This window comes from Stenotrophomonas sp. C9D9 (assembly GCF_056491205.1).
This window is the reverse complement of record NZ_JBSZIF010000006.1, coordinates 493,348-511,208: the sequence shown is the minus strand read 5'-3', so window position 1 is coordinate 511,208 and position 17,861 is coordinate 493,348. Positions and strand designations below refer to the sequence as shown.

The following is a 17,861-nucleotide window of genomic DNA, read 5'->3' as shown; positions in this document are numbered from 1 at the left end:
GTGTCACGCAATCGCCGCCGCCATTGCACTCATCCGCACCGGGATCGACTTGGCCGCGGGCGTGCCGCTGATCCGGTCGTAGTAGCCCAGCGGCAACAACGGGTTCAGTTCGGGGTAGTAGCCGGCCAGCGCGCCGCGCGGCATCGGGTAGTCCAGTACGGTCAGGCCCTCGATGCGCCGCTGCACGCCATCGCCACTGATCGTCTCCAGGCTGACCAGCGCTTCCTTCTCCAGCCCGCGCGCCAGCCGGTCCTCGATGTTCATGAACAACACCATACGATCGTTGTACACGCCGCGATAGCGGTCGTTGTAGCTGTAGATGGTGGTGTTGTACTGATCGTGCGAGCGCACCGTGGCCAGCCGCAGCATGTCCGGGTCGTGCACCGGATCGTCCACGTCCAGACCGGACATCACCAGGATGTTGGCCTTGCCGTTCGGCGTAGGCCACACGCGGCGACGCGGTGGAATGTCCAGATGGAAGCCGTGCGGCTGCTGGATGCGCTCGTTGAAGCCGGTGTAGATCTCCGGGTACACGGCAGCGATCAGTTCGCGGATGGGTGTGTAGTCATGCATGCACCCGGCCCAGTCGACCCTGCTGTGCGGCAGCGTGGCCATCGCCATGCGGCAGACGATTTCGACCTCGGGCAATACCTCCGCACTGACCGGTTCCAGCACACCGCGCGAGGCGGTGACGTTCGACATCGCGTCTTCGATGGTGACGAACTGCTCGCCGGCCGGCGTAATGATGCGCTCCGAGCGCGCCACCACCGGCAGGATCAGCGCATCGCGGCCGTGCACCAGATGGCCGCGGTTGAGCTTGGTGGCGATGCCGACCGTCAGCTCCAGGCCGCGCATCGCCTCGTACGCGCGCGGCGTGTCGGGCACCGCATGGATGAAGTTGCCGCCGAGGCCGATGAACACCTTGGCACTGCCATCCAGCATCGCTTCGATCGACTCGACCACGTGATGGCCGTGCTCGCGCGGCGGATCGAAGCCGAACACCTGCTGCACGCGGTCCAGGTAGGCCGGTTTGGGCTTCTCGTCGATGCCGACGGTGCGGTCGCCCTGCACATTGGAATGCCCACGGATCGGACCGATGCCAGCGCCGGGCTTGCCGAAGTTGCCGCGCAGCATCAGCAGGTTGGCCACCTGCTGCAGCAGGCGCGAGCCGTACTGGTGCTGGGTCAGGCCCATGCCGTAGCAGATCACGGTGGCCTTGGAACGGATGTAGATCTCCGCGCACCGGCGGATCTGCGCCTGCGAAATGCCGGACACCTGCACGATCTGGTCCCAGTCCTGCGCCAGCACGTCCTCGCGCAGCGCCTCCAGGCCCACGGTGTGTTCGGCCAGGAAGTCGTGGTCGAGCACGCGCTCGCCCTGCGCTTCGCGCTCGAACATCACCTTCATCATGCCCTTGATCAGGGCCAGGTCGCCGCCGATGCGGATGTGCACGAACTCACTGGTGATCTCGGTCGAACCGAACGTGGCCATCTGCACCACGTCCTGCGGTTCGGCGAAACGGATCAGCGCGCGCTCGGGCATCGGATTGACCGCCACGATCGGGATGCCGCGTTTGCGCGCCTCGACCAGGTTGCTCATCATCCGCGGCGAATTGGTGCCGGTGTTCTGGCCGATCACGAAGATCGCCTCGGCATGCTCGAAATCCTGCAGCACTATGGTGCCCTTGCCCACCCCGATGGCCGGCGGCAGGCCGCGACTGGTCGGCTCGTGGCACATGTTCGAGCAGTCCGGGAAATTGTTGGTGCCGAACTCGCGCACGAAGATCGAATACAGGAACGCGGCTTCGTTGGGCGTGCGCCCGGAGGTGTAGAACTCGGCCTGGTGCGGGCTGTCCAGCGCCTGCAGGTGGCGGCCGATCAGCGCGAAGGCCTCGTCCCAGCTGCACGGCACGTAATGGTCGGTCGCCGCGTCGTAGCGCATCGGCTCGGTCAGCCGGCCCTGCATCTCCAGCCAGTAATCGGTCTGCGCCATCAGTTCGGTGACGGTGTGCTGGGCGAACAGCTCACGACCGGCGCGGAACTGGGTGGCTTCCCAGGCCAGCGCCTTGGCGCCGTTCTCACAGAACTCCAGCTTCTTTCGTTCGTCAGCATCAGGGAACGCGCAGCTCGGGCACTTGAAGCCGCCGGGCTGGTTCATCGCCAGCAACGCCTTCGACCCCTTGCCGATCACGCTCTGCTGCAGCAGCACCTTGGCGGTCGCGCCGGCGGCACCCCAGCCACCGGCGGGCTGGTTGTAGGGCTTGTAACGCGGCGGCTTCTGCTCGGACATGTTCGGGAACCTGGCGGGAGGAACGCAGCAACGAACGGCACAATGCGGTCCGGCGGTACATTCAGTAGCACGACCAGCCGCTCAGTCAAGCACGGCCCACGGCGCTTCGCCAGAGGGGACAGGCTGTTTTCAGCACACCCTGCCATGGCAACGGTTACAGCCGCGTCTGCGAGCGACCACTGCGCTATTCTCGAAACCGCAGGCGGTGGCCCGCCCGCGTTTCTCCCTTGTCCGGACGCGTTGCATGCCTGATTCGATCCCGCCGCATACCCCGCCTGCCGGCACCGCGCAACGCCCGTTGCAGCGCTGGCGCAACGAGGGGCACCAGCAGCAGGTCGACGTGGTGGCCGAAGAGGTGCCGGTGGCGCTGCGCTACAACGGCGCTGCCTTCGCGGTGATGATGGCCACCCCGTGTGACCTGGAAGATTTCGCACTCGGGTTTTCGCTCAGCGAAGGGCTGATCGACACCCCGGCACAGCTGCTGTCGATCGACGTCCGCCCGCAGCTGGAAGGCATCGAACTACAGATGACCGTGGCCGACGAGGCGCCCGGCGCCGACCTGGACCCGGCCAATGGGCGCCTGCTGCCCGGTCGTGGTGGCTGTGGCCTGTGTGGTACGCGCCAGCTGGAAGAAGTGCTGCGCCCGTTGCCGCAGATCCGCGAGCGGCGCAGTTACCCGCCCGCCGCCCTGCAGCGGGCGTTGGCCACCTTGGCGCAGCACCAGCCGATGAATGCGGTGAGCGGTTCGACCCATGCCGCGGCCTGGGCCGATGCCAGCGGCCGGATCGGCTGGGTGCGCGAGGACGTCGGTCGCCACAATGCGCTGGACAAGCTGATCGGCGCACTGCATCACAACGAGCACGCCATCGACGGCGGCCTGCTGGTGATCTCCAGCCGCGCCAGCTACGAAATGGTCAGCAAGGCGGTGCGCGCCGGCGCCAGCGTGCTGGCTGCGGTGTCGGCGCCGACCGCGCTGGCGATCGACCTGGCCCGCAGCGCCGGCCTGTGCCTGGTCGGGTTCGCGCGGGAGAGCGGGTTCAATGTGTATACCCATCCCGAACGGCTTCGGCCGGACGACAGCCACGACAGCTGAGAACGGCCGGGAGCAAGGCGCCCCCGGCCTGATACACCTCAGCGCAGGGCCACCTTCGGGAAGTCCACCGGAACGTCGAACGCGACGTTGACGTAGTTGGTGAACAGGTTGAGCGCCACATGCGCGAGGATCTCCACGATCTGCTCATCATCGAAGCCCGCCGCACGCAGCGCCTGCACGTCGCCGTCGGCGATCTGCGCACGCTCCTCGACCACCTTCAGCGCAAAGTCGAGCGCCGCCGACGTGGCCGGATCGCTGGACTGGCCGATCTGCGCGGCGGCCATCTGCTCGCTGCTGGCGCCGGCCTTGCGGCCCAATGCCGTGTGCGCGGCGAGGCAGTACTCGCAGGCATTGCGGTTGGCGATGGCCACGGCGATCTGCTCGCCCAGCAGCGGCGACAGGCGACCGCCGCCCAGCGCGCCGAACGAACCCCACATGCTCTGCAGGGCGGCCGGCGAGTTGGCCACGGCGCGGAACATGGCCGGGGTGGCGCCGAACGCGGCGTGGACCTGGCCCAGCAGGGCCTGGCGGTCGGCGGTGGTGTTGGCGGCATCGATCAGGGGGACACGGGACATGGTGGATCTCCTTGGGAAAGCGCCCGGGATTGGACGACCCGCTCATCCTAGGTAGACTCGCCGGACGCATCAGGCTCAATACGCCTCATATGTTGTCCAACCATCCATGAGCATGCCCGCCGACACCTCTCCACCCGACCGCCTCTCCTCCCTGCTGGAACGTTTCCGGGTGCAGGCCGCGCTGTTCCACAGCGGTCCGCTGTGCGGGCGCCATGTCTTCGAGCCGCAGCCCGGTCGTGCGTTCCTGCACATCCTGCGCCGGGGTGAGATGGAGGTCCGCCATCCCGATGGCGATATCGCGCTGCCGCGGTTGAAGATCGACGCACCCAGCCTGCTGCTGTACCCACAACCGCTGCACCATGTGTTCTTCAATGCGCCGCTGGATGGCCCGGATTTCACCTGCGCAACGCTGGACTTCGACGGCGGCGCGCGCAATCCGATCGTGCAGTCGCTGCCGCCGGTGATGGTGGTGCCGCTGGCCGCGATCACCGAACTGGACGACACCCTGCACCTGCTGTTCACCGAGGCCGACCGCCAGCGCTGCGGGTCACGGCTGCTGACCAACCGCCTGTTCGAGGTGGCGCTGATCCAGATCCTGCGCTGGGTGGTGGACCATCCGGATGCGGCAGGCGTCAGCCATGGGCTGATGCGCGGGCTGTCCGACGCGCGGCTGGCACGCACGCTGGTGGCGATGCACCAGGCGCCGCAGGACGAATGGACGCTGCCACGGATGGCCGCGACCGCCGGCATGTCACGCAGCGCGTTCGCGGCCGTGTTCAAGGACGTGATGCAGGCAACGCCGGCCAGCTATCTGCTCGACTGGCGGCTCAGCCTGGCCTGCGCGCAACTGCGGGCGGGCGTGGCGGTCAAGCAGGTGGCGATCGAGGTCGGGTTTGCCGATACCGCGTCGTTGTCGAAGGCATTCCGGAAGCGATTGGGGGCTTCGCCACGGGCGTGGTTGGCAGCGACCGCAGCACAGGTCGGGTAGAGTCGACCGCTGGTCGACTATCGCGCGGAGCGCGGGATTCTGTGGCGTGACCGGAAGGCAGTCGAGCAAGGCTCGACGCTACAAGACAGCCGACCAGCGGTCGGCGCTACCAAGAGCGATGTCCGCGCGTCGGTCGACGGCTCAGCTGGACGTTCCATCGGGCTTCGCCAGCAGCCCGGCGATGCGTTCGGCCACCTGGGCGCGCACGCTTTCATCCAGCTGGCCTTCGTACATCGCCTCGTAGATCCAGAGGCCATCGGCGGCCAGGCGTGCCACGAAATTGTCGAGCGCGGCCGGGTCATTCTGCCCGGCCGACGGCGGCAACGGCGCCCAACGCCGTACCGCCGGGCCCCAAGGACGCTCATCAGCGTCAGGGTCGGCCGATTCGAGCATGAACATCAGTTCGGCACGGGTAGCGCTCTGTGCCGAGACGCGCACGAAGGTCTGGTAGCGCTCCAGCGCCGATGCTTCTTCCGCACCCTTGCCCAGCAGCGATTCCATCGACGTCTCCCAGGCCTGCACCAGGTGCTCGTCGATGCCGCGCAGCAGTGCCTCGCGCGACGGGAAGTGGTACAGCAGGCCGCCACGGGTCAGCTGGGCCTCGGCCGCCACCGACTCGAAGGTCACCGCACGCACACCGTCACGATTGATCACGTTGACGGCGGCGTCGAGGATGCGGTCGCGCTTGCTGGTTCTCATCGCCTTATTTTACGCGATCGGCCGCGCCCTCGCGGCTGCCGACGCGGCCACGCAGCAGGCGCGCGATGATCGTCGCGCCGAGCACCAGCATCACCGTGATCACCAGCAGCACGATCTGGTAGCCGCGGTCATACGCGGCCGCAGCCAGTGCGAACCACTCGCCCTGCCCGCTTTCGCGCGCCACGTGCAGCGCCTGGGTGAAGCCTTCGCGGGCAAGCTCGGGCATGTCGGCCGAGGCCGGCAGGAAGGCGCCATACATCGCCGCGCTCAGGCTGCCCAGCATCGCCACCGCCAGCAGGCCACCGAATTCATACGACACCTCTTCGACCGACGAGGCCATGCCCGCACGGTGCGCCGGTACGTTGTTGAGGATGGCAGTGGACGCCACCGAGATGGCCGAGCCCATGCCGAACCCGGTGATCGCCATGCCAGCCACCACCCAACCCAGGCCATGCGGGAAACCGAACGCCACCACGCCGACACCCAGCGCACCTGCGGCCAGGCCGCCGCAGATCAGCGGGCGCAGGCCGACACGGTGCAGGATGCTACCGCCCAGCAGCGCACTCGGCAGGCTGCCCAGCGCCGCCACCGACACCAGCAGACCCGCCTGCAGCGGGGTGAAGCCCGCCACCAGCTGGAAGCGCTGGGTGGTGACCAGCTGCAGGCCAGCCATGGCAAACAGGGTGAACACCGCCGACAGCGTGCCGGCCAGGAACGCCGGATTGCGGAAGATCGCGAAGTCCAGCAGCGGGTACGGCAGCTGCTGCTGGCGGCGCGCGAACGCCGCACCCGCAATAACCGCCAACAGCAGCGCGCCCGCACCCAGGGCATACGACGGCGGCGTAGCGATCAGCGACTTGATCGCCAGCACCAGGCCGGACAGTGCGGCCAGCGCCAGCAGCGAGGACACCATGTCCCAGGGGCGCGACGTGTCGCGCTGGCCTTCCGGCGCCAATAGCAGCGTAGCGACGAAGGCCACCACCACCACCGGTACGTTGATCAGGAACACCGAACCCCACCAGAAGTGCTGCAGCAGCCAGCCACCGATGATCGGGCCGAGACCCGCACCGACGATCGCCACCGAACCCCAGATCGCGATGGCGATGTTGCGCTCGCGCTCTTCGTGGAAGCTCAGGCCGATCAGGGCCAGCGTGGCCGGCATCATCGCCGCCGCACCAACTGCCAGTAACGCACGGGCAGCGATCAGCTGCGCGGCGCTGTCGGCGAATGCCGCTGCCAGCGAGGCGAGGCCGAACACCACCAGGCCGATCAGGAAAATGCGGCGGTGGCCGATGCGGTCGCCCAGCGTGCCGGCACCGAGCAGCAGGCCGGCCATCACCAGCGGGTAGGCGTTGATGATCCACAACGCCTGCCCGGCACTGGCCGAGAGTTCCTCGGTCAGGGTGGGCAGTGCGGTGTAGAGCACGGAGTTGTCGAGCGTGACCAGCAACAGACCAGCGGCGACGGTGAACAACAGCGCCCAGCGACGGGCACGCGACAGGGCCGGAGCACCGGCCAGGGGCTGGGACAAAGCCATGGGAGAACCTGATGGGGTGGAGTACGGCCATAACTATACAGGATGTCCTGTATAGTTATGACCTTCAGGATCCACCGGTTCAGCGTTTGTAGAGCCGGACCTGCTTGGCTGAACCGCCAGCCAGGCATGGCCTGGCTCTACTGGTAAACGCTTATCGGCAGTCGTCCGGCAGCGCGGCAATCGCCGACACCACCGCGCCCTGCATGCCCTGCCCCACGGCCATGTCCAGTTCCCCGCCCGTTCCCCCATGCTGGCGCCGCAGTTCGTCCTCGCACAGCCCACGCACCCGTGCGCGGGCATTGGCGCGCAGGCTGCTGCACCGCCAATCGCTGCCGCCCAGCGGCAACACCGAATACACCACGCTGTTGCAGGCATTCCCTGCGCGTTGCTGCAGCGACAGTCCGCCGAAATCCCGCGGCTCGCTGCTGCGCTGCGGGTCGAAATAGCTGTCCGGGAAAGTGCGCGCGTACTGCTCGATGTCCACGGCCATGCTGCGCCCACCGGCCAACGGCATCTGCAGCGGCTGGCCACACGGCGTCGCGTCCGCCCGATGCTGGATGTACTGGTAGATCGGCCGGTCCAGTGATGGATCCTGCTGGGTCACCGCACTGACCGCCGCCAGCACCGGCAGCGATGCACGATTGGCCATGCGCGCCAGCAGTCCCGCCTGCGCCGGCTGGCAGCGGTCGCGCAGGGTCGCCGCAAGCAGGAACAGCACGTCGTTGCGAAAGGCATGGTCATCGGCCATGCGCTGTTCGATGCGCTGGCGGGCACCGGACGAAGGCGGCGGAAATGCGATGGCGGGTGGCGCGATGGGTGCAGCCTGCCGCTGCCACCACACCAGCAGCGCAACCGCCACCAGCAAGGCTGCTGCAACGATGGTCCAGCGCGCACGCATCAGTTGTGGATCGCCGTCAGCGTTGCCGCTGCGGCATCGTAGGACGCGCTGGCAATGTCCGCATCGAAGCGCTTCACTTGCAGGCGACCGGCCAACCGGTACGGATCCCACAGGTCACCCAGTGCGATCGGCGTGGCCAGGGTCACGTGGATGATCTGGTTCGGTGGCGGCGGCGGCACGTGGATGCACGCACCGTAGAACGGCACGAACAGCAGTTCATCGACCAGGCCTGCATCGTTGGTGCCAAGCGGTACCACGTAGCCATCCAGATCCACCGCGCGACCGTCGACGGCGTCGACGACGCGCGAGGAGCCGAACTGCTTGGCGCGGTCCGGGCTGGAATGGTCGATCTCCTGACCCGGCGGCGTGCCGGAGCCGGTGTCGTCGATCAGCCCGCCCACCCCCTCCATGCCATTGCGTGACAGGCCGATCTGCGGTGGCGGGCGCTGATAGGTCACCTCATCGGGCCGCAGCGCGTCCCAACGGTCGATGGGTGCTTCAGCCGCGACGGGCCCAGCCGCGACGGGCTGTGCCGGCGCGGGGGCCGGTGCAGCAGTGACGGTCGTCGCGTTCCCGCCTGCCTGCGTGCACCCCAGCAAGCCCAGGCAGCACGCCACTCCCATCAGGACATTACGGTTCATACGGCCTCAGCTCCGCATCGCGCATGGTGTAGGCCGAGCCGGCCAGCTCGTCATCCAGCCGTTCGGCGCGCAGGGTGCCGGCCAGGAAGAACGGCGAGTACATGTCCGGCATCGCGATCGGGCGCGGCAGCACCACGTGCACGATCTGGTTCGGCGGCGGTGGCGGCACGTGGATGCAGGCGCCGTAGTACGGCACGAACAGGAATTCGGTCAGGCGCCCGTCCTGCGCGTTGGCCAGTGGTACCACGTAGCCGGGCAGGCGCACCGGACGTTGTAGCACCGTATCCACGGTGCGGAACGTGCCGAACTGCGGCATACGCCGGTTGCCGTTGTGCTCCACCTCCGGGCCCCCGCCCCGCTCCAGCGCGGCCAGCTCATCCTTCGGCATCATCTGCAGCCAATCCAGCTCCTGCTCCGTGGCGTCTGCGGGGCGCTCGCGTTCAACCAGCGGCGATGGCGGCAAGGCCTGCACACCGGTATCCACCGGCCGCTCGCAGGCGGCCAGTGCCAGCACCATCGGCAGCGACAGCAACCAGCGCATGCTCAGCCTCCCGGTGACAGGCCATCGGCCAGCGTGCGCCGGTAGGCCAGCAACGCCGGCACCAGCCCGGCCGCCGTGCTGATCGCCAGCACGCCCGCCACCCACGCCAGTTCGCGGCCATCCGGCCACACATGGGTGATCGACAGACCGAAGGTCGCCAGCGCCCAGCCACGCCCGGCAATGCTGGCGGCCACCAGCAGCGCCAACGCCAGCACGCAGGCCACGGCACTGGTCGCCACCGCTTCCACCACCAGCAGGCCGGCGATGTAACCCGGCCGTGCGCCGGTCGCACGCAGGATCGCCATCTCGCGCCGCCGCTCCTGCAGCGTCGATACCAGCAACGCCACCAGCGAGACCATGCCCAGCAGCACCACCATCGCGCTGATCAGCTGCAGGGCGCGCTCGGCCGTGCCCAGCGACTGCCACAGCTGCTGCAGCGTCACGCCGGGCAGGATGGCCAGCATCGCCTCCTCGGGATACTCATTGATCCTGCGCTGCACCGAGAAGGTGGCGATGCGCGAGTTCAGGCCGAGCATGAACGCGGTGATGCTGGTCGGGGTCAGGTCGAGGTGGCGCGCCTGCTCGGCACTCACGCTCTGGCTGCGCAGCTGCACGCCCGAGCGCCAGTCGACGTGGATGGCCTCGATGGCCGGCAGCGAGACCAGCAGTGACGAATCGACCGGCGTGCCGGTGCGCTGCAGGATGCCGGAGACCCGGAACGGCTTGTCGGCATGCGTGGCGAGCGTGACCGCACCGGTGCCATGGGCGAGCACGATCTCATCGCCGAGACCGACCTTCTGCGCGCGTGCCACCTCGGCACCGATCACCGCGTCGTACAGGTCGTCGAATGCCCGCCCCTGCGCAAACGCCAGCGCATGCCCTGCGCCGTAGCGGTAGTGCTCGAAGTAGCCGCCGCTGGTGCCGACCACGCGGTAGCCGCGCCAGGAATCCCCCAGCGACAGCGGCACCGCCCACTTCACCTGCGGCATCGCGGACAGCGCCTGGTAGGACTGCCAGGACACGTTGTTGGTCGGGTCACCGATATGGAACACCGAGTACAGCAGCAGGTTCACCGGCCCCGAACGCGCGCCCACGATCAGGTCGGTGCCCGACACGGTGCTGGCGAACCCCTCGTGCGCCTGCGTGCGCACGCGTTCGACACCCAGCAACAACACCACGCTGAGGGTGATGACCAGTACGGTCAGGCCCACGCTCAACGCGCGGCTGCGCAGGCTGGCCCAGGCGAGTTCAAGCATGGCCGGCACCTGCCTGGTTGATCTCGGACAGGGCAATCGTGCGATCGAACAGCGGTTGCAGGCTGTCGTCATGGCTGACCACCAGCACCGTGGTGCCGGCCGCCTGGCATTGCGCGGACATCAGCTGCAGGAAGGCGGTCGCCGCTTCGCGGTCGAGCGCTGAGGTGGGCTCATCGGCCAGCAGCAACGCCGGCCGACCGATCAGGGCGCGTGCTGCCGCCACGCGTTGTTGCTGGCCAACACTGAGCGTACCCGCGCGCCGCTGCATCAGCGCCGGATCCAGCTGCAGGGCGCGCAGCAGGCGCACGATCTCGGCATCCACCGAACCACTGATGCGTTCGCTACGCAGGCGCGAGAAGCGCAGGCCCAGCGCAATGTTGTCGCGCACGCTGACGAACGGCAGCAGGTTGAACTGCTGGAAGATCACGCCCAGATGATCGGCACGGAACCGATCCCGTGCGGCCCCGCGCATTGCCTGCAGCCCGTGGCCGGCGACCTCGACGCTGCCCCTGCCGGGCAGCAGCACCCCCGCCAGCAGCCCCAGCAGTGTGCTCTTGCCACCGCCACTGATCCCGCGCAGCAGCACACTGCTGCCCTGCTCGATCCACAGCCGCGGCACGTCCAGCACCAGCCGCCGGCCATAGCCGAACTGCACATCATCCAGCGCAATCACCGGTCGCATGCTCACGGTGCCAGCACCACGCGCAGGTTGCCCGGGGTCAGCACGCTGCGGCTCTGGCCATGGGGGGTTGCGCTGTTGACGATCACCTCGTGCAGGCCCGGGAACAGCGCAGGCAGGCGCACGACGATGGCCCGCAGCTCGGCCGGCTTGGCGCAGTGGTACTGCAGCGTTGCGCTGAATCCCGCATGCCGATGCTGTCCTGCCGGCGGCGGCGTGGCCGTCGCATCGAAACCTTCCGCCTTGGCATCGCTGCTGGAAAGGCGGCAGTCCGCAGCGGTGGGCAGGGTGACCCAGCGACCGTCCTTCAGCAGCGCAACCGCACGCGCCAATGCCGCCTGCTCGGTCGCATCGGCCGGCGGCCGTTCGAAATCAAGGATGCCGATACCGGGTGCCTGCAGGGCGAATTCCAGCGTCTGCTGGTCGAGCGCAAGATCAACGGTGGCCTGGCCGTGTACGTGCGCACCCAGCTGGCGGACATCATGGGCCTGTGCGGCGCTGGCAGCCAGCAGCAGGAAAAGAGCAGCAGAACACTTCATGGGGGAGGCTCCAATTGTTACTATGTAACATTATGGACCACATCCCCACGACGCCCGCAAGGGCCCTGGCCCAGCCGCCAACTTCGGCACGCTGGCATCCCCGCGTTGATCTGGCCGGTGCCTGGCTGTCCCTGGCCTGCGCCGCCCACTGCATCGCCCTGCCCCTGCTGCTCGCCTTCGTGCCGGCAGCGATGATGGCGCTGCGTTCGTTCCAGCACCCCGGCCATGGCGCGATGACGGTGCTGCTGGTGATGTCGCGCTGGGAATGGCTGTTCGCGCTGCTGGCCTCATCGCTGGCATTGGCCAGTACCACGGCCGGATTGCACCGGCATGGTCACTGGCGATCCCTGCAGTTGGCCTGCGCCGGCGCCATCCTGCTGTTGTCCGCCTCGCTGTACCTGCCGTTGAAGGAATCGCTGCTCTGGCACGGCGTGGCGACGGCCAGCGGTGGCGTGCTGCTGGCATGCGCGCACATCGGCAACCGGCGGGCACTGCACAACCGCCGGTAGTGCCGGCCGCTGGCCGGCAGCTGCGGGATCCCGGCAGCCGGCCAGCGGCCGGCTCTACCCCCTCCATGCATGGGCCACGCATCAGGTGATACACAGCTGGTAGTGCCGGCCGCTGGCCGGCAGCCCCAGAGACCCGGCAGCCGGCCAGCGGTCGGCTCTACCCATCCGTACATGGGCCACGCATCAGGTGATACACAGCCGGTAGTGCTGGCCGCTGGCCGGCAGCCCCAGAGACCCGGCAGCCGGCCAGCGGCCGGCTCTACGCCGCCTTATTCGTCAAACGGACGCTGGCCGAGCGTCTGCGTCACGTGGTCGACGAAGCAGGTAATGCGCGCAGCCAGCGCGGTGTTGCGGTAGTACACCGCGTTGATCGGCTGCCGCACATCCTGCGTCTGCCTGGCGAGCAGTTGCACCAGTCGGCCCTCACGCCGGTCCTGTCGGGTCAGGAAATCGGACAGGCAGGCGATGCCCAGCCCGGCCACCGCCATCTGCCGCAGCGTCTCGCCGCTGGACGAAGCGATTGCCGGCTCGATCACGAACGGCCCACCATCGTCATCGAGCAGCGGCCACTCGTTCAATGAACTGGGCTGGGTGAAGCCGAGCAGGTCATGCGTGCGCAGCTGCTCCACGCGCGTCGGCGTGCCGTGCCGGCGCAGGTACTCGGGGCTGGCCACCACGCGGATGCGGCTGTGGCCGATCGGCCGTGCATGCAGGGTGGAATCGCGCAGCACGCCGATGCGGAACGCCACGTCGGTGCGTTTCTCGATCAGGTCGGTGATGCCCTCATTGGAATTCAGCTCCAGCTCCACCTGCGGGTAGCGCGCGCGGAAGCCTTCCAGCAGCGGCACGATCACGTGCAGCATGAACGGCGTGGCCGCGTCCACGCGCAGGCGCCCGACCGGTTGCAGGCGTCGCGCAGCCATCTGCTCCTCGGCCTCGTCGACCGTGGCCAGGATCGTGCGCGCGTACTCCAGGAACGCTGCACCTTCCTCGGTCAGTTCCAGCCGCCGCGTGGTCCGCCGCAGCAGCGTGGTCTGCAGCTTGTCCTCCAGCCGCGCCAGGGTGCGGCTGGTGGCCGAGATGGTCAGCTCCAGCCCTTCGGCCGCTGCGGTGATCGAGCCACTGTCGACCACCGCAACGAAGGCCTTCAGCTCATCCAGGGTGGTTTTCATTGTTTACCTCGGCGCAAAAGCATTTCCCGTATACACAGCTTAATCAACAAATGTAAAGCGCCCACACTTCGCCCTGTCCCGAGCCCACCGGCTCTCAACGAAGTCCCTGGAGTCCACCATGAGCGTTCCTTCCTTTGGCGTCGGCACTTTCCGCCTGACCGGCCAGACCGTCATCGACTCGGTACGCAACGCCCTCGAGGTCGGCTACCGTGCGATCGACACCGCGCAGATCTACGGCAACGAAGCCGAGGTCGGCCAGGCCATCGCCGAATCCGGCGTGCCGCGCGACCAGCTGTTCCTGACCACCAAGATCTGGGTGGACAATTACGCCGCCGACAAACTGATCCCGAGCCTGCGCGACAGCCTGGCCAAGCTGCGCACCGATCATGTGGACCTGCTGCTGATCCACTGGCCGGCGCCGGGCAATGGCGTTGAACTGCGCGAGTACATGACCGCGCTGGCCGAAGCCAAGCAGCTGGGCCTGACCCGCCAGATCGGTGTGTCCAACTTCAACATTGCGCTGACCCGGCAGGCCATCGAGGTGGTCGGCGCCGGCGAGATCACCACCAACCAGATCGAACTGAGCCCCTACCTGCAGAACCCGGCGCTGACCGCTTTCCTGCAGGACCAGGGCATCGCCGTCACCTCCTACATGACCCTGGCCTACGGCAAGGTGCTGAAGGACCCGGTGCTGGCCGCCATCGCCGACAAGCACCACGCCACCGTGGCCCAGGTCGCGCTGGCGTGGGCGCTGCAGCGCGGTTACTCGGTCATTCCGTCGTCGACCAAGCGCGAGAACCTGGCCAGCAACCTGCTCGCCCAGGACCTGCGCCTGGATGCCGATGACATGGCCGCGATCGCTGCGCTTGAGCGCAACGGCCGCGAAGTCGATCCGCCGGGCCTGGCACCGGCCTGGGACTGAGCGGCGCGTGACCCCGTATCGGCATGCGACGCGCTGGCCAACATGACAGATCGGTAATGTACGGGTCAGGGCAGCGAAAGGCGCCGCCCTCCACCCTGAGGGCCACTTCCCTGCCGGTGCCTGCGCATGACCCGTTCCCTGTTCCGCCCCGCGTCGCTCATCCTTCTGCTGTCCAGCCTCGCGGTTGCACCGCTGGCCCTGGCCCATCCCAGCCTGGTGCGCTCGACGCCGGCCGCCGACGCCAGCGTGGCTCCGGCCAGCCAGATCGAGCTGCAGTTCAGTGAAAAGGTGATGCCGCGCGCCACCCGCATCGAACTGAGCATGGACCATGGCCGCATGAAGATGGCCATGCCCACCACCGCGCAGGACATCTCCGAAGACGGGCACACCCTGCGTGCCCGCTTCGCCAAGCCGCTGCCGGCAGGCAGTTACGCACTGCAGTGGCGCGCGGTCGGCCAGGACAGCCATCCGATCACCGGCAGCTACCGCTTCACCGTGAAGTAGGGCGGCGGTCGTGGCCGAGCTCTCGCCGTACGCGCTGCGGCTGGCGTTGTACCTGGTGCTGATGCTGCTGTTCGGGCGGATCCTGTTCGCCCGGCCTGCGCTGCCCCGTCCCATCCTGTTGGCACTCGTCCTGATCGCGTTGCTGGTGGGGGTCACCGATGCCGTGACCCGGTTGTCCAGCGTGCTCGGTCTGTCGCCGGCCGACATCGACCTCGACATGGCGCGCTGGTTCCTTACCGGTACGCCGGTGGGTGAAGCGGGCCTGCTGCGCCTCCTGGCGCTACTGGCGATGCTGCCGCTGCTGGCATTCGCCGCGCCGCTGCGGGGCCTGCGCCGTGTAGCCCTGCTGGTGCTTTCCGGCACGGCCCTGGCCAGCCTGTCCTGGAATGGGCATGCCGCTGCGGGCGATGGGTTAGCCGGTACCTTGCGACTGGTGGCCGGCGTCGTGCATCTGCTGGCCGCCGGTGCTTGGGTCGGCGCAATCGCCGCCATCCTGCAGCTGGCGCTGCGTCCGCAGGGCCTGCGCCTGCGCGAACGCACCCATGAACTGTGGCAGGCCGCGCACCGCTTCGCCCTGCCCGGCACGATCATCGTCGCCACGCTGGCGATGACCGGCACCTATACCTATGTCGATCTCGGCGGCTCCCTGCAGACCCTGACCGGCACCGCGCATGGACGATGGTTGCTGATCAAGCTGGCGCTGGTGGGTGGCATGCTGGGGCTGGCGGCACTGCATCGCTGGCGGCTGGTGCCGGCGCTGGCCACCTCCATCCGCGGCGGCTGGCAACCGCGGCCGCTGCGCTCGCTGCGCCACAGCCTGGCCTGCGAGTCGGTGCTGGCGCTGCTGGTGCTGGCCTGCGTGGCGGTACTCGGCACATTGGATCCCCTGACATGAGCCTGCGCAGCCGGCCTGCACGCAAGCTGCGATGATGGGCGCATCATGAAACTGCTGATCGTCGAAGACGAACCCAAGACCGGCAATTACCTGCGCCAGGGCCTGATCGAAGCCGGCTACGTGGTCGATCTCGCCTGTAACGGCGTCGATGGACTGCATCTGGCCGGCAGCGGCGAGTACCAGCTGGTCATCCTCGACGTGATGCTGCCCGGCCTGGATGGCTGGAACGTGCTGTCGCGGCTGCGCGAAGCCGGCTGGCAGGTGCCGGTGCTGTTCCTCACCGCGCGCAGCAGCATTGCCGACCGCGTGCAGGGCCTGGAGCTGGGCGCCGACGACTATCTGGGCAAGCCGTTCGCCTTCGCCGAGCTGCTGGCGCGCGTGCGTACCCTGCTGCGTCGGGGCCAGGCGCTGCCGCAGGCCGAGCGCATCGTCATCGCCGATCTGGTGGTGGACACCCTGCGCCGCCGGGTCGAACGCGCTGGGCAGCGCATCACCCTCAGTCCGAAGGAGTACACCCTGCTGGAACTGCTGGCGCGACGCCGCGGCGAGGTGCTGCCGCGCTCGTTGATCGCCTCGCAGGTGTGGGACATGAACTTCGACAGCGACACCAACGTGATCGACGTGGCGATCCGCCGCCTGCGCGCCAAGATCGACGATGGCTTCGACGCCAGGCTGATCGTCACCGTGCGTGGCATGGGCTACGTGCTGGAGGCGCCGGACGACGGCGGAGCCCACAGCGGATGAACCTGCGCCGCTCCATCGCGGTACGGCTGACGCTGCTGTTCGCCACCGTCGCCACGCTGGTGCTGGCCGTGCTGGGCGTGGCGATCTATGTCAGCGCCCGCCACGACCTGGTCGCCCAGGATTTCATCGAACTGGAAAACAAGGTCGCGCTGATCCGTGACCTCGCCGGCAACGGGCCTGTATCCGCGCGCGGGCAGCGCTTGGCAGAGGCGCTGGGCCACCATCCGGATATCGCCTTCCACATTGCTGATGGGAGCGGTGCGGTGCTGTTCTCCACCGCCCCGGCACTGCTGCGCGAGCATGCGCGCAGCCAGCCGGTCGACGCTGCGCCACGGCGGCACGACTGGATCCTGGCCGATGGCCGCTGCATGCATGCCCTGCACCTGCGCCTGACCCTGGCCGATGGCAGCCAGCTGGTGACCCTGCTGGCCATCGACGACGACCGCCATGCCGATTTCCTGCAGCGCTTCCGCCACCTGTTGGCGATCGCGATCATCGGTGCCGCCGTGGCCAGCAGCCTGCTCGGTGGCTATGTGGTGCGGCGAACGTTGCGGCCGCTGCGCACGCTGGCCGATGAAGCCCGGCAGATCACCGCTGGCCGCCTGCAGCGCCGGCTGAGTGCGCGCAGTGCCCCGGCCGAACTGGAACAGCTGGCGCAGACGCTCAACGGCATGCTGGCACGGTTGCAGCAGGACTTCGCGCGGCTGACCGGGTTCTCCGGTGACCTGGCCCATGAACTGCGCACGCCGATCACCAACATGCTGACCCAGGTGCAGGTGGTGCTGGCGCACCCGCGCAGCAACGAGGCCTATCGCGAGACGCTGGTGTCCTGTGCCGAGGAGCTGCAGCAGCTGGCGCAGACCGTGGGTGACCTGCTGTACCTGGCGCAGGCCGAGGCGCCCGGCGCGCTGCCTTCGCGCGAGCCGGTGGCGCTGGACGTAGTGGTGGATTCGCTGTTGGAGTTCTATGACCTGCTGGCCGAAGACCGGCAGTTGGCCCTGCATCGCGAAGGCACCGCACGCGTCGAAGGCAACCGGCTGATGCTGCACCGGGCGATCGCCAACCTGCTGTCGAACGCGTTGAAGCACGCGGCGCTGGGCAGCGACGTGCGGGTGCGTCTGGTCGAGAACGGCGACCTGTGCAGGATCAGCGTGCACAACATCGGCGCGCCGATTGCCGAAGAAGCACTGCCGCGCCTGTTCGATCGCTTCTACCGCGGCGAGCGCGGCCGCCACGAGGGCGCCGGACTGGGCCTGGCAATCACCCGCGCGATCGCACAGGCGCATGGCGGAACGGTAAGCGTGACCTCCGATGAAGCCGGCACCGTGTTCGAGCTGGTGCTGCCTAGCGCATCAGCCCGGTAATGCCGGCCAGCGGCCG

19 protein-coding genes are annotated in these 17,861 nt (G+C 68.2%); 8 read left to right on the top strand and 11 right to left on the bottom strand.

Going from position 1 to position 17,861, the window contains the following annotated elements; all coding sequences use genetic code 11:
- Positions 1-3: 3 nt before the first annotated feature.
- Positions 4-2,289: an FdhF/YdeP family oxidoreductase gene (locus tag ACXI0D_RS17830; protein WP_101765558.1), complete on the bottom strand. Its 2,286-nt coding sequence runs from the start codon at positions 2,287-2,289 to the stop codon at positions 4-6.
- Between the two features lie 244 nt (positions 2,290-2,533).
- Between ACXI0D_RS17830 and fdhD the strand changes: the two genes are divergently transcribed.
- Positions 2,534-3,382, top strand: a complete 849-nt coding sequence (gene fdhD / locus ACXI0D_RS17825; protein WP_049444984.1) for a formate dehydrogenase accessory sulfurtransferase FdhD — start codon at positions 2,534-2,536, stop codon at positions 3,380-3,382.
- 38 nt (positions 3,383-3,420) lie between these two features.
- Here fdhD and ACXI0D_RS17820 read toward each other — a convergent pair whose 3' ends face one another.
- Positions 3,421-3,957 carry a carboxymuconolactone decarboxylase family protein gene (locus ACXI0D_RS17820; protein WP_049444982.1) on the bottom strand — a complete coding sequence of 179 codons (537 nt, stop codon included), beginning with the start codon at positions 3,955-3,957 and terminating at the stop codon, positions 3,421-3,423.
- A 106-nt stretch (positions 3,958-4,063) separates the two neighbouring features.
- Here ACXI0D_RS17820 and ACXI0D_RS17815 point away from each other — a divergent pair, with 106 nt between their 5' ends.
- Positions 4,064-4,945 (top strand): AraC family transcriptional regulator, encoded by an 882-nt coding sequence (locus tag ACXI0D_RS17815; RefSeq protein WP_119006335.1) that lies wholly within the window; start codon positions 4,064-4,066, stop codon positions 4,943-4,945.
- Between the two features lie 141 nt (positions 4,946-5,086).
- Here ACXI0D_RS17815 and ACXI0D_RS17810 read toward each other — a convergent pair whose 3' ends face one another.
- The 8 genes from ACXI0D_RS17810 to ACXI0D_RS17775 form a co-directional block, all read right to left on the bottom strand.
- Positions 5,087-5,644: a TetR/AcrR family transcriptional regulator gene (locus tag ACXI0D_RS17810; protein ID WP_119006336.1), complete on the bottom strand. Its 558-nt coding sequence runs from the start codon at positions 5,642-5,644 to the stop codon at positions 5,087-5,089.
- A 4-nt stretch (positions 5,645-5,648) separates the two neighbouring features.
- Positions 5,649-7,181, bottom strand: a complete 1,533-nt coding sequence (locus ACXI0D_RS17805) for an MFS transporter (RefSeq protein WP_101765560.1) — start codon at positions 7,179-7,181, stop codon at positions 5,649-5,651.
- Positions 7,182-7,332: 151 nt separating this feature from the next.
- Entirely contained in the window at positions 7,333-8,079 is a 747-nt protein-coding gene (locus ACXI0D_RS17800) for a hypothetical protein (protein ID WP_049444973.1), read from the bottom strand.
- Complete coding sequence (locus ACXI0D_RS17795; protein ID WP_049444971.1) at positions 8,079-8,720, bottom strand: DUF3299 domain-containing protein; 642 nt, start codon at positions 8,718-8,720, stop codon at positions 8,079-8,081. The genes ACXI0D_RS17800 and ACXI0D_RS17795 overlap by 1 nt, the downstream gene beginning before the upstream one ends.
- Positions 8,710-9,261, bottom strand: coding sequence for a DUF3299 domain-containing protein (locus tag ACXI0D_RS17790; protein ID WP_049444969.1), 552 nt, complete (start codon positions 9,259-9,261; stop codon positions 8,710-8,712). Before ACXI0D_RS17790 ends, ACXI0D_RS17795 begins: the two co-directional genes overlap by 11 nt.
- A 2-nt stretch (positions 9,262-9,263) precedes the next feature.
- Entirely contained in the window at positions 9,264-10,517 is a 1,254-nt protein-coding gene (locus ACXI0D_RS17785) for an ABC transporter permease (RefSeq protein WP_119006338.1), read from the bottom strand.
- On the bottom strand, positions 10,510-11,205 hold the full coding sequence (locus ACXI0D_RS17780; protein ID WP_479642878.1) for an ATP-binding cassette domain-containing protein: 696 nt from the start codon (positions 11,203-11,205) through the stop codon (positions 10,510-10,512). The genes ACXI0D_RS17785 and ACXI0D_RS17780 overlap by 8 nt, the downstream gene beginning before the upstream one ends.
- Positions 11,202-11,735: a ZrgA family zinc uptake protein gene (locus ACXI0D_RS17775; protein WP_479642877.1), complete on the bottom strand. Its 534-nt coding sequence runs from the start codon at positions 11,733-11,735 to the stop codon at positions 11,202-11,204. The genes ACXI0D_RS17780 and ACXI0D_RS17775 overlap by 4 nt, the downstream gene beginning before the upstream one ends.
- 32 nt (positions 11,736-11,767) lie before the next feature.
- Between ACXI0D_RS17775 and ACXI0D_RS17770 the strand changes: the two genes are divergently transcribed.
- The gene (locus tag ACXI0D_RS17770) at positions 11,768-12,244 is read left to right on the top strand and encodes a MerC domain-containing protein (RefSeq protein WP_014037359.1); all 477 of its coding nucleotides are present in this window, start codon (positions 11,768-11,770) and stop codon (positions 12,242-12,244) included.
- A gap of 269 nt (positions 12,245-12,513) precedes the next feature.
- On the opposite strand, the gene ACXI0D_RS17765 is transcribed toward ACXI0D_RS17770, so the two are convergent.
- Positions 12,514-13,416, bottom strand: a complete 903-nt coding sequence (locus ACXI0D_RS17765) for a LysR substrate-binding domain-containing protein (RefSeq protein ID WP_479642876.1) — start codon at positions 13,414-13,416, stop codon at positions 12,514-12,516.
- Between the two features lie 118 nt (positions 13,417-13,534).
- Here ACXI0D_RS17765 and dkgB point away from each other — a divergent pair, with 118 nt between their 5' ends.
- The 5 genes from dkgB to ACXI0D_RS17740 all read left to right on the top strand — a co-directional run bounded on the left by dkgB (position 13,535) and on the right by ACXI0D_RS17740 (position 17,845).
- Positions 13,535-14,338, top strand: a complete 804-nt coding sequence (dkgB, locus tag ACXI0D_RS17760) for a 2,5-didehydrogluconate reductase DkgB (RefSeq protein ID WP_049444956.1) — start codon at positions 13,535-13,537, stop codon at positions 14,336-14,338.
- Between the two features lie 126 nt (positions 14,339-14,464).
- Complete coding sequence (gene copC / locus ACXI0D_RS17755; protein ID WP_049444953.1) at positions 14,465-14,842, top strand: copper homeostasis periplasmic binding protein CopC; 378 nt, start codon at positions 14,465-14,467, stop codon at positions 14,840-14,842.
- Positions 14,843-14,852: 10 nt separating this feature from the next.
- Positions 14,853-15,737: a copper homeostasis membrane protein CopD gene (copD, locus tag ACXI0D_RS17750; protein WP_049444952.1), complete on the top strand. Its 885-nt coding sequence runs from the start codon at positions 14,853-14,855 to the stop codon at positions 15,735-15,737.
- A 45-nt stretch (positions 15,738-15,782) separates the two neighbouring features.
- Entirely contained in the window at positions 15,783-16,481 is a 699-nt protein-coding gene (locus ACXI0D_RS17745; protein ID WP_049444950.1) for a heavy metal response regulator transcription factor, read from the top strand.
- Positions 16,478-17,845, top strand: a complete 1,368-nt coding sequence (locus ACXI0D_RS17740) for a heavy metal sensor histidine kinase (protein WP_479642875.1) — start codon at positions 16,478-16,480, stop codon at positions 17,843-17,845. The genes ACXI0D_RS17745 and ACXI0D_RS17740 overlap by 4 nt, the downstream gene beginning before the upstream one ends.
- The last annotated feature ends 16 nt before the right edge of the window (positions 17,846-17,861 follow it).

What these genes read in the sequence shown, in the direction of transcription:
- copC (WP_049444953.1), top strand. Translation starts at nt 14,465, where the DNA reads ATGACCCGTTCCCTGTTCCGCCCCGCGTCGCTCATCCTTCTGCTGTCC.
- dkgB (WP_049444956.1), top strand. Translation starts at nt 13,535, where the DNA reads ATGAGCGTTCCTTCCTTTGGCGTCGGCACTTTCCGCCTGACCGGCCAG.
- ACXI0D_RS17800 (WP_049444973.1), bottom strand. Translation starts at nt 8,079, where the DNA reads ATGCGTGCGCGCTGGACCATCGTTGCAGCAGCCTTGCTGGTGGCGGTT.
- ACXI0D_RS17775 (WP_479642877.1), bottom strand. Translation starts at nt 11,735, where the DNA reads ATGAAGTGTTCTGCTGCTCTTTTCCTGCTGCTGGCTGCCAGCGCCGCA.
- ACXI0D_RS17830 (WP_101765558.1), bottom strand. Translation starts at nt 2,289, where the DNA reads ATGTCCGAGCAGAAGCCGCCGCGTTACAAGCCCTACAACCAGCCCGCC.
- ACXI0D_RS17770 (WP_014037359.1), top strand. Translation starts at nt 11,768, where the DNA reads ATGGACCACATCCCCACGACGCCCGCAAGGGCCCTGGCCCAGCCGCCA.
- ACXI0D_RS17765 (WP_479642876.1), bottom strand. Translation starts at nt 13,416, where the DNA reads ATGAAAACCACCCTGGATGAGCTGAAGGCCTTCGTTGCGGTGGTCGAC.
- ACXI0D_RS17745 (WP_049444950.1), top strand. Translation starts at nt 15,783, where the DNA reads ATGAAACTGCTGATCGTCGAAGACGAACCCAAGACCGGCAATTACCTG.
- fdhD (WP_049444984.1), top strand. Translation starts at nt 2,534, where the DNA reads ATGCCTGATTCGATCCCGCCGCATACCCCGCCTGCCGGCACCGCGCAA.
- ACXI0D_RS17740 (WP_479642875.1), top strand. Translation starts at nt 16,478, where the DNA reads ATGAACCTGCGCCGCTCCATCGCGGTACGGCTGACGCTGCTGTTCGCC.
- ACXI0D_RS17815 (WP_119006335.1), top strand. Translation starts at nt 4,064, where the DNA reads ATGAGCATGCCCGCCGACACCTCTCCACCCGACCGCCTCTCCTCCCTG.
- ACXI0D_RS17790 (WP_049444969.1), bottom strand. Translation starts at nt 9,261, where the DNA reads ATGCGCTGGTTGCTGTCGCTGCCGATGGTGCTGGCACTGGCCGCCTGC.
- ACXI0D_RS17810 (WP_119006336.1), bottom strand. Translation starts at nt 5,644, where the DNA reads ATGAGAACCAGCAAGCGCGACCGCATCCTCGACGCCGCCGTCAACGTG.
- ACXI0D_RS17795 (WP_049444971.1), bottom strand. Translation starts at nt 8,720, where the DNA reads ATGAACCGTAATGTCCTGATGGGAGTGGCGTGCTGCCTGGGCTTGCTG.
- ACXI0D_RS17785 (WP_119006338.1), bottom strand. Translation starts at nt 10,517, where the DNA reads ATGCTTGAACTCGCCTGGGCCAGCCTGCGCAGCCGCGCGTTGAGCGTG.
- ACXI0D_RS17805 (WP_101765560.1), bottom strand. Translation starts at nt 7,181, where the DNA reads ATGGCTTTGTCCCAGCCCCTGGCCGGTGCTCCGGCCCTGTCGCGTGCC.
- ACXI0D_RS17820 (WP_049444982.1), bottom strand. Translation starts at nt 3,957, where the DNA reads ATGTCCCGTGTCCCCCTGATCGATGCCGCCAACACCACCGCCGACCGC.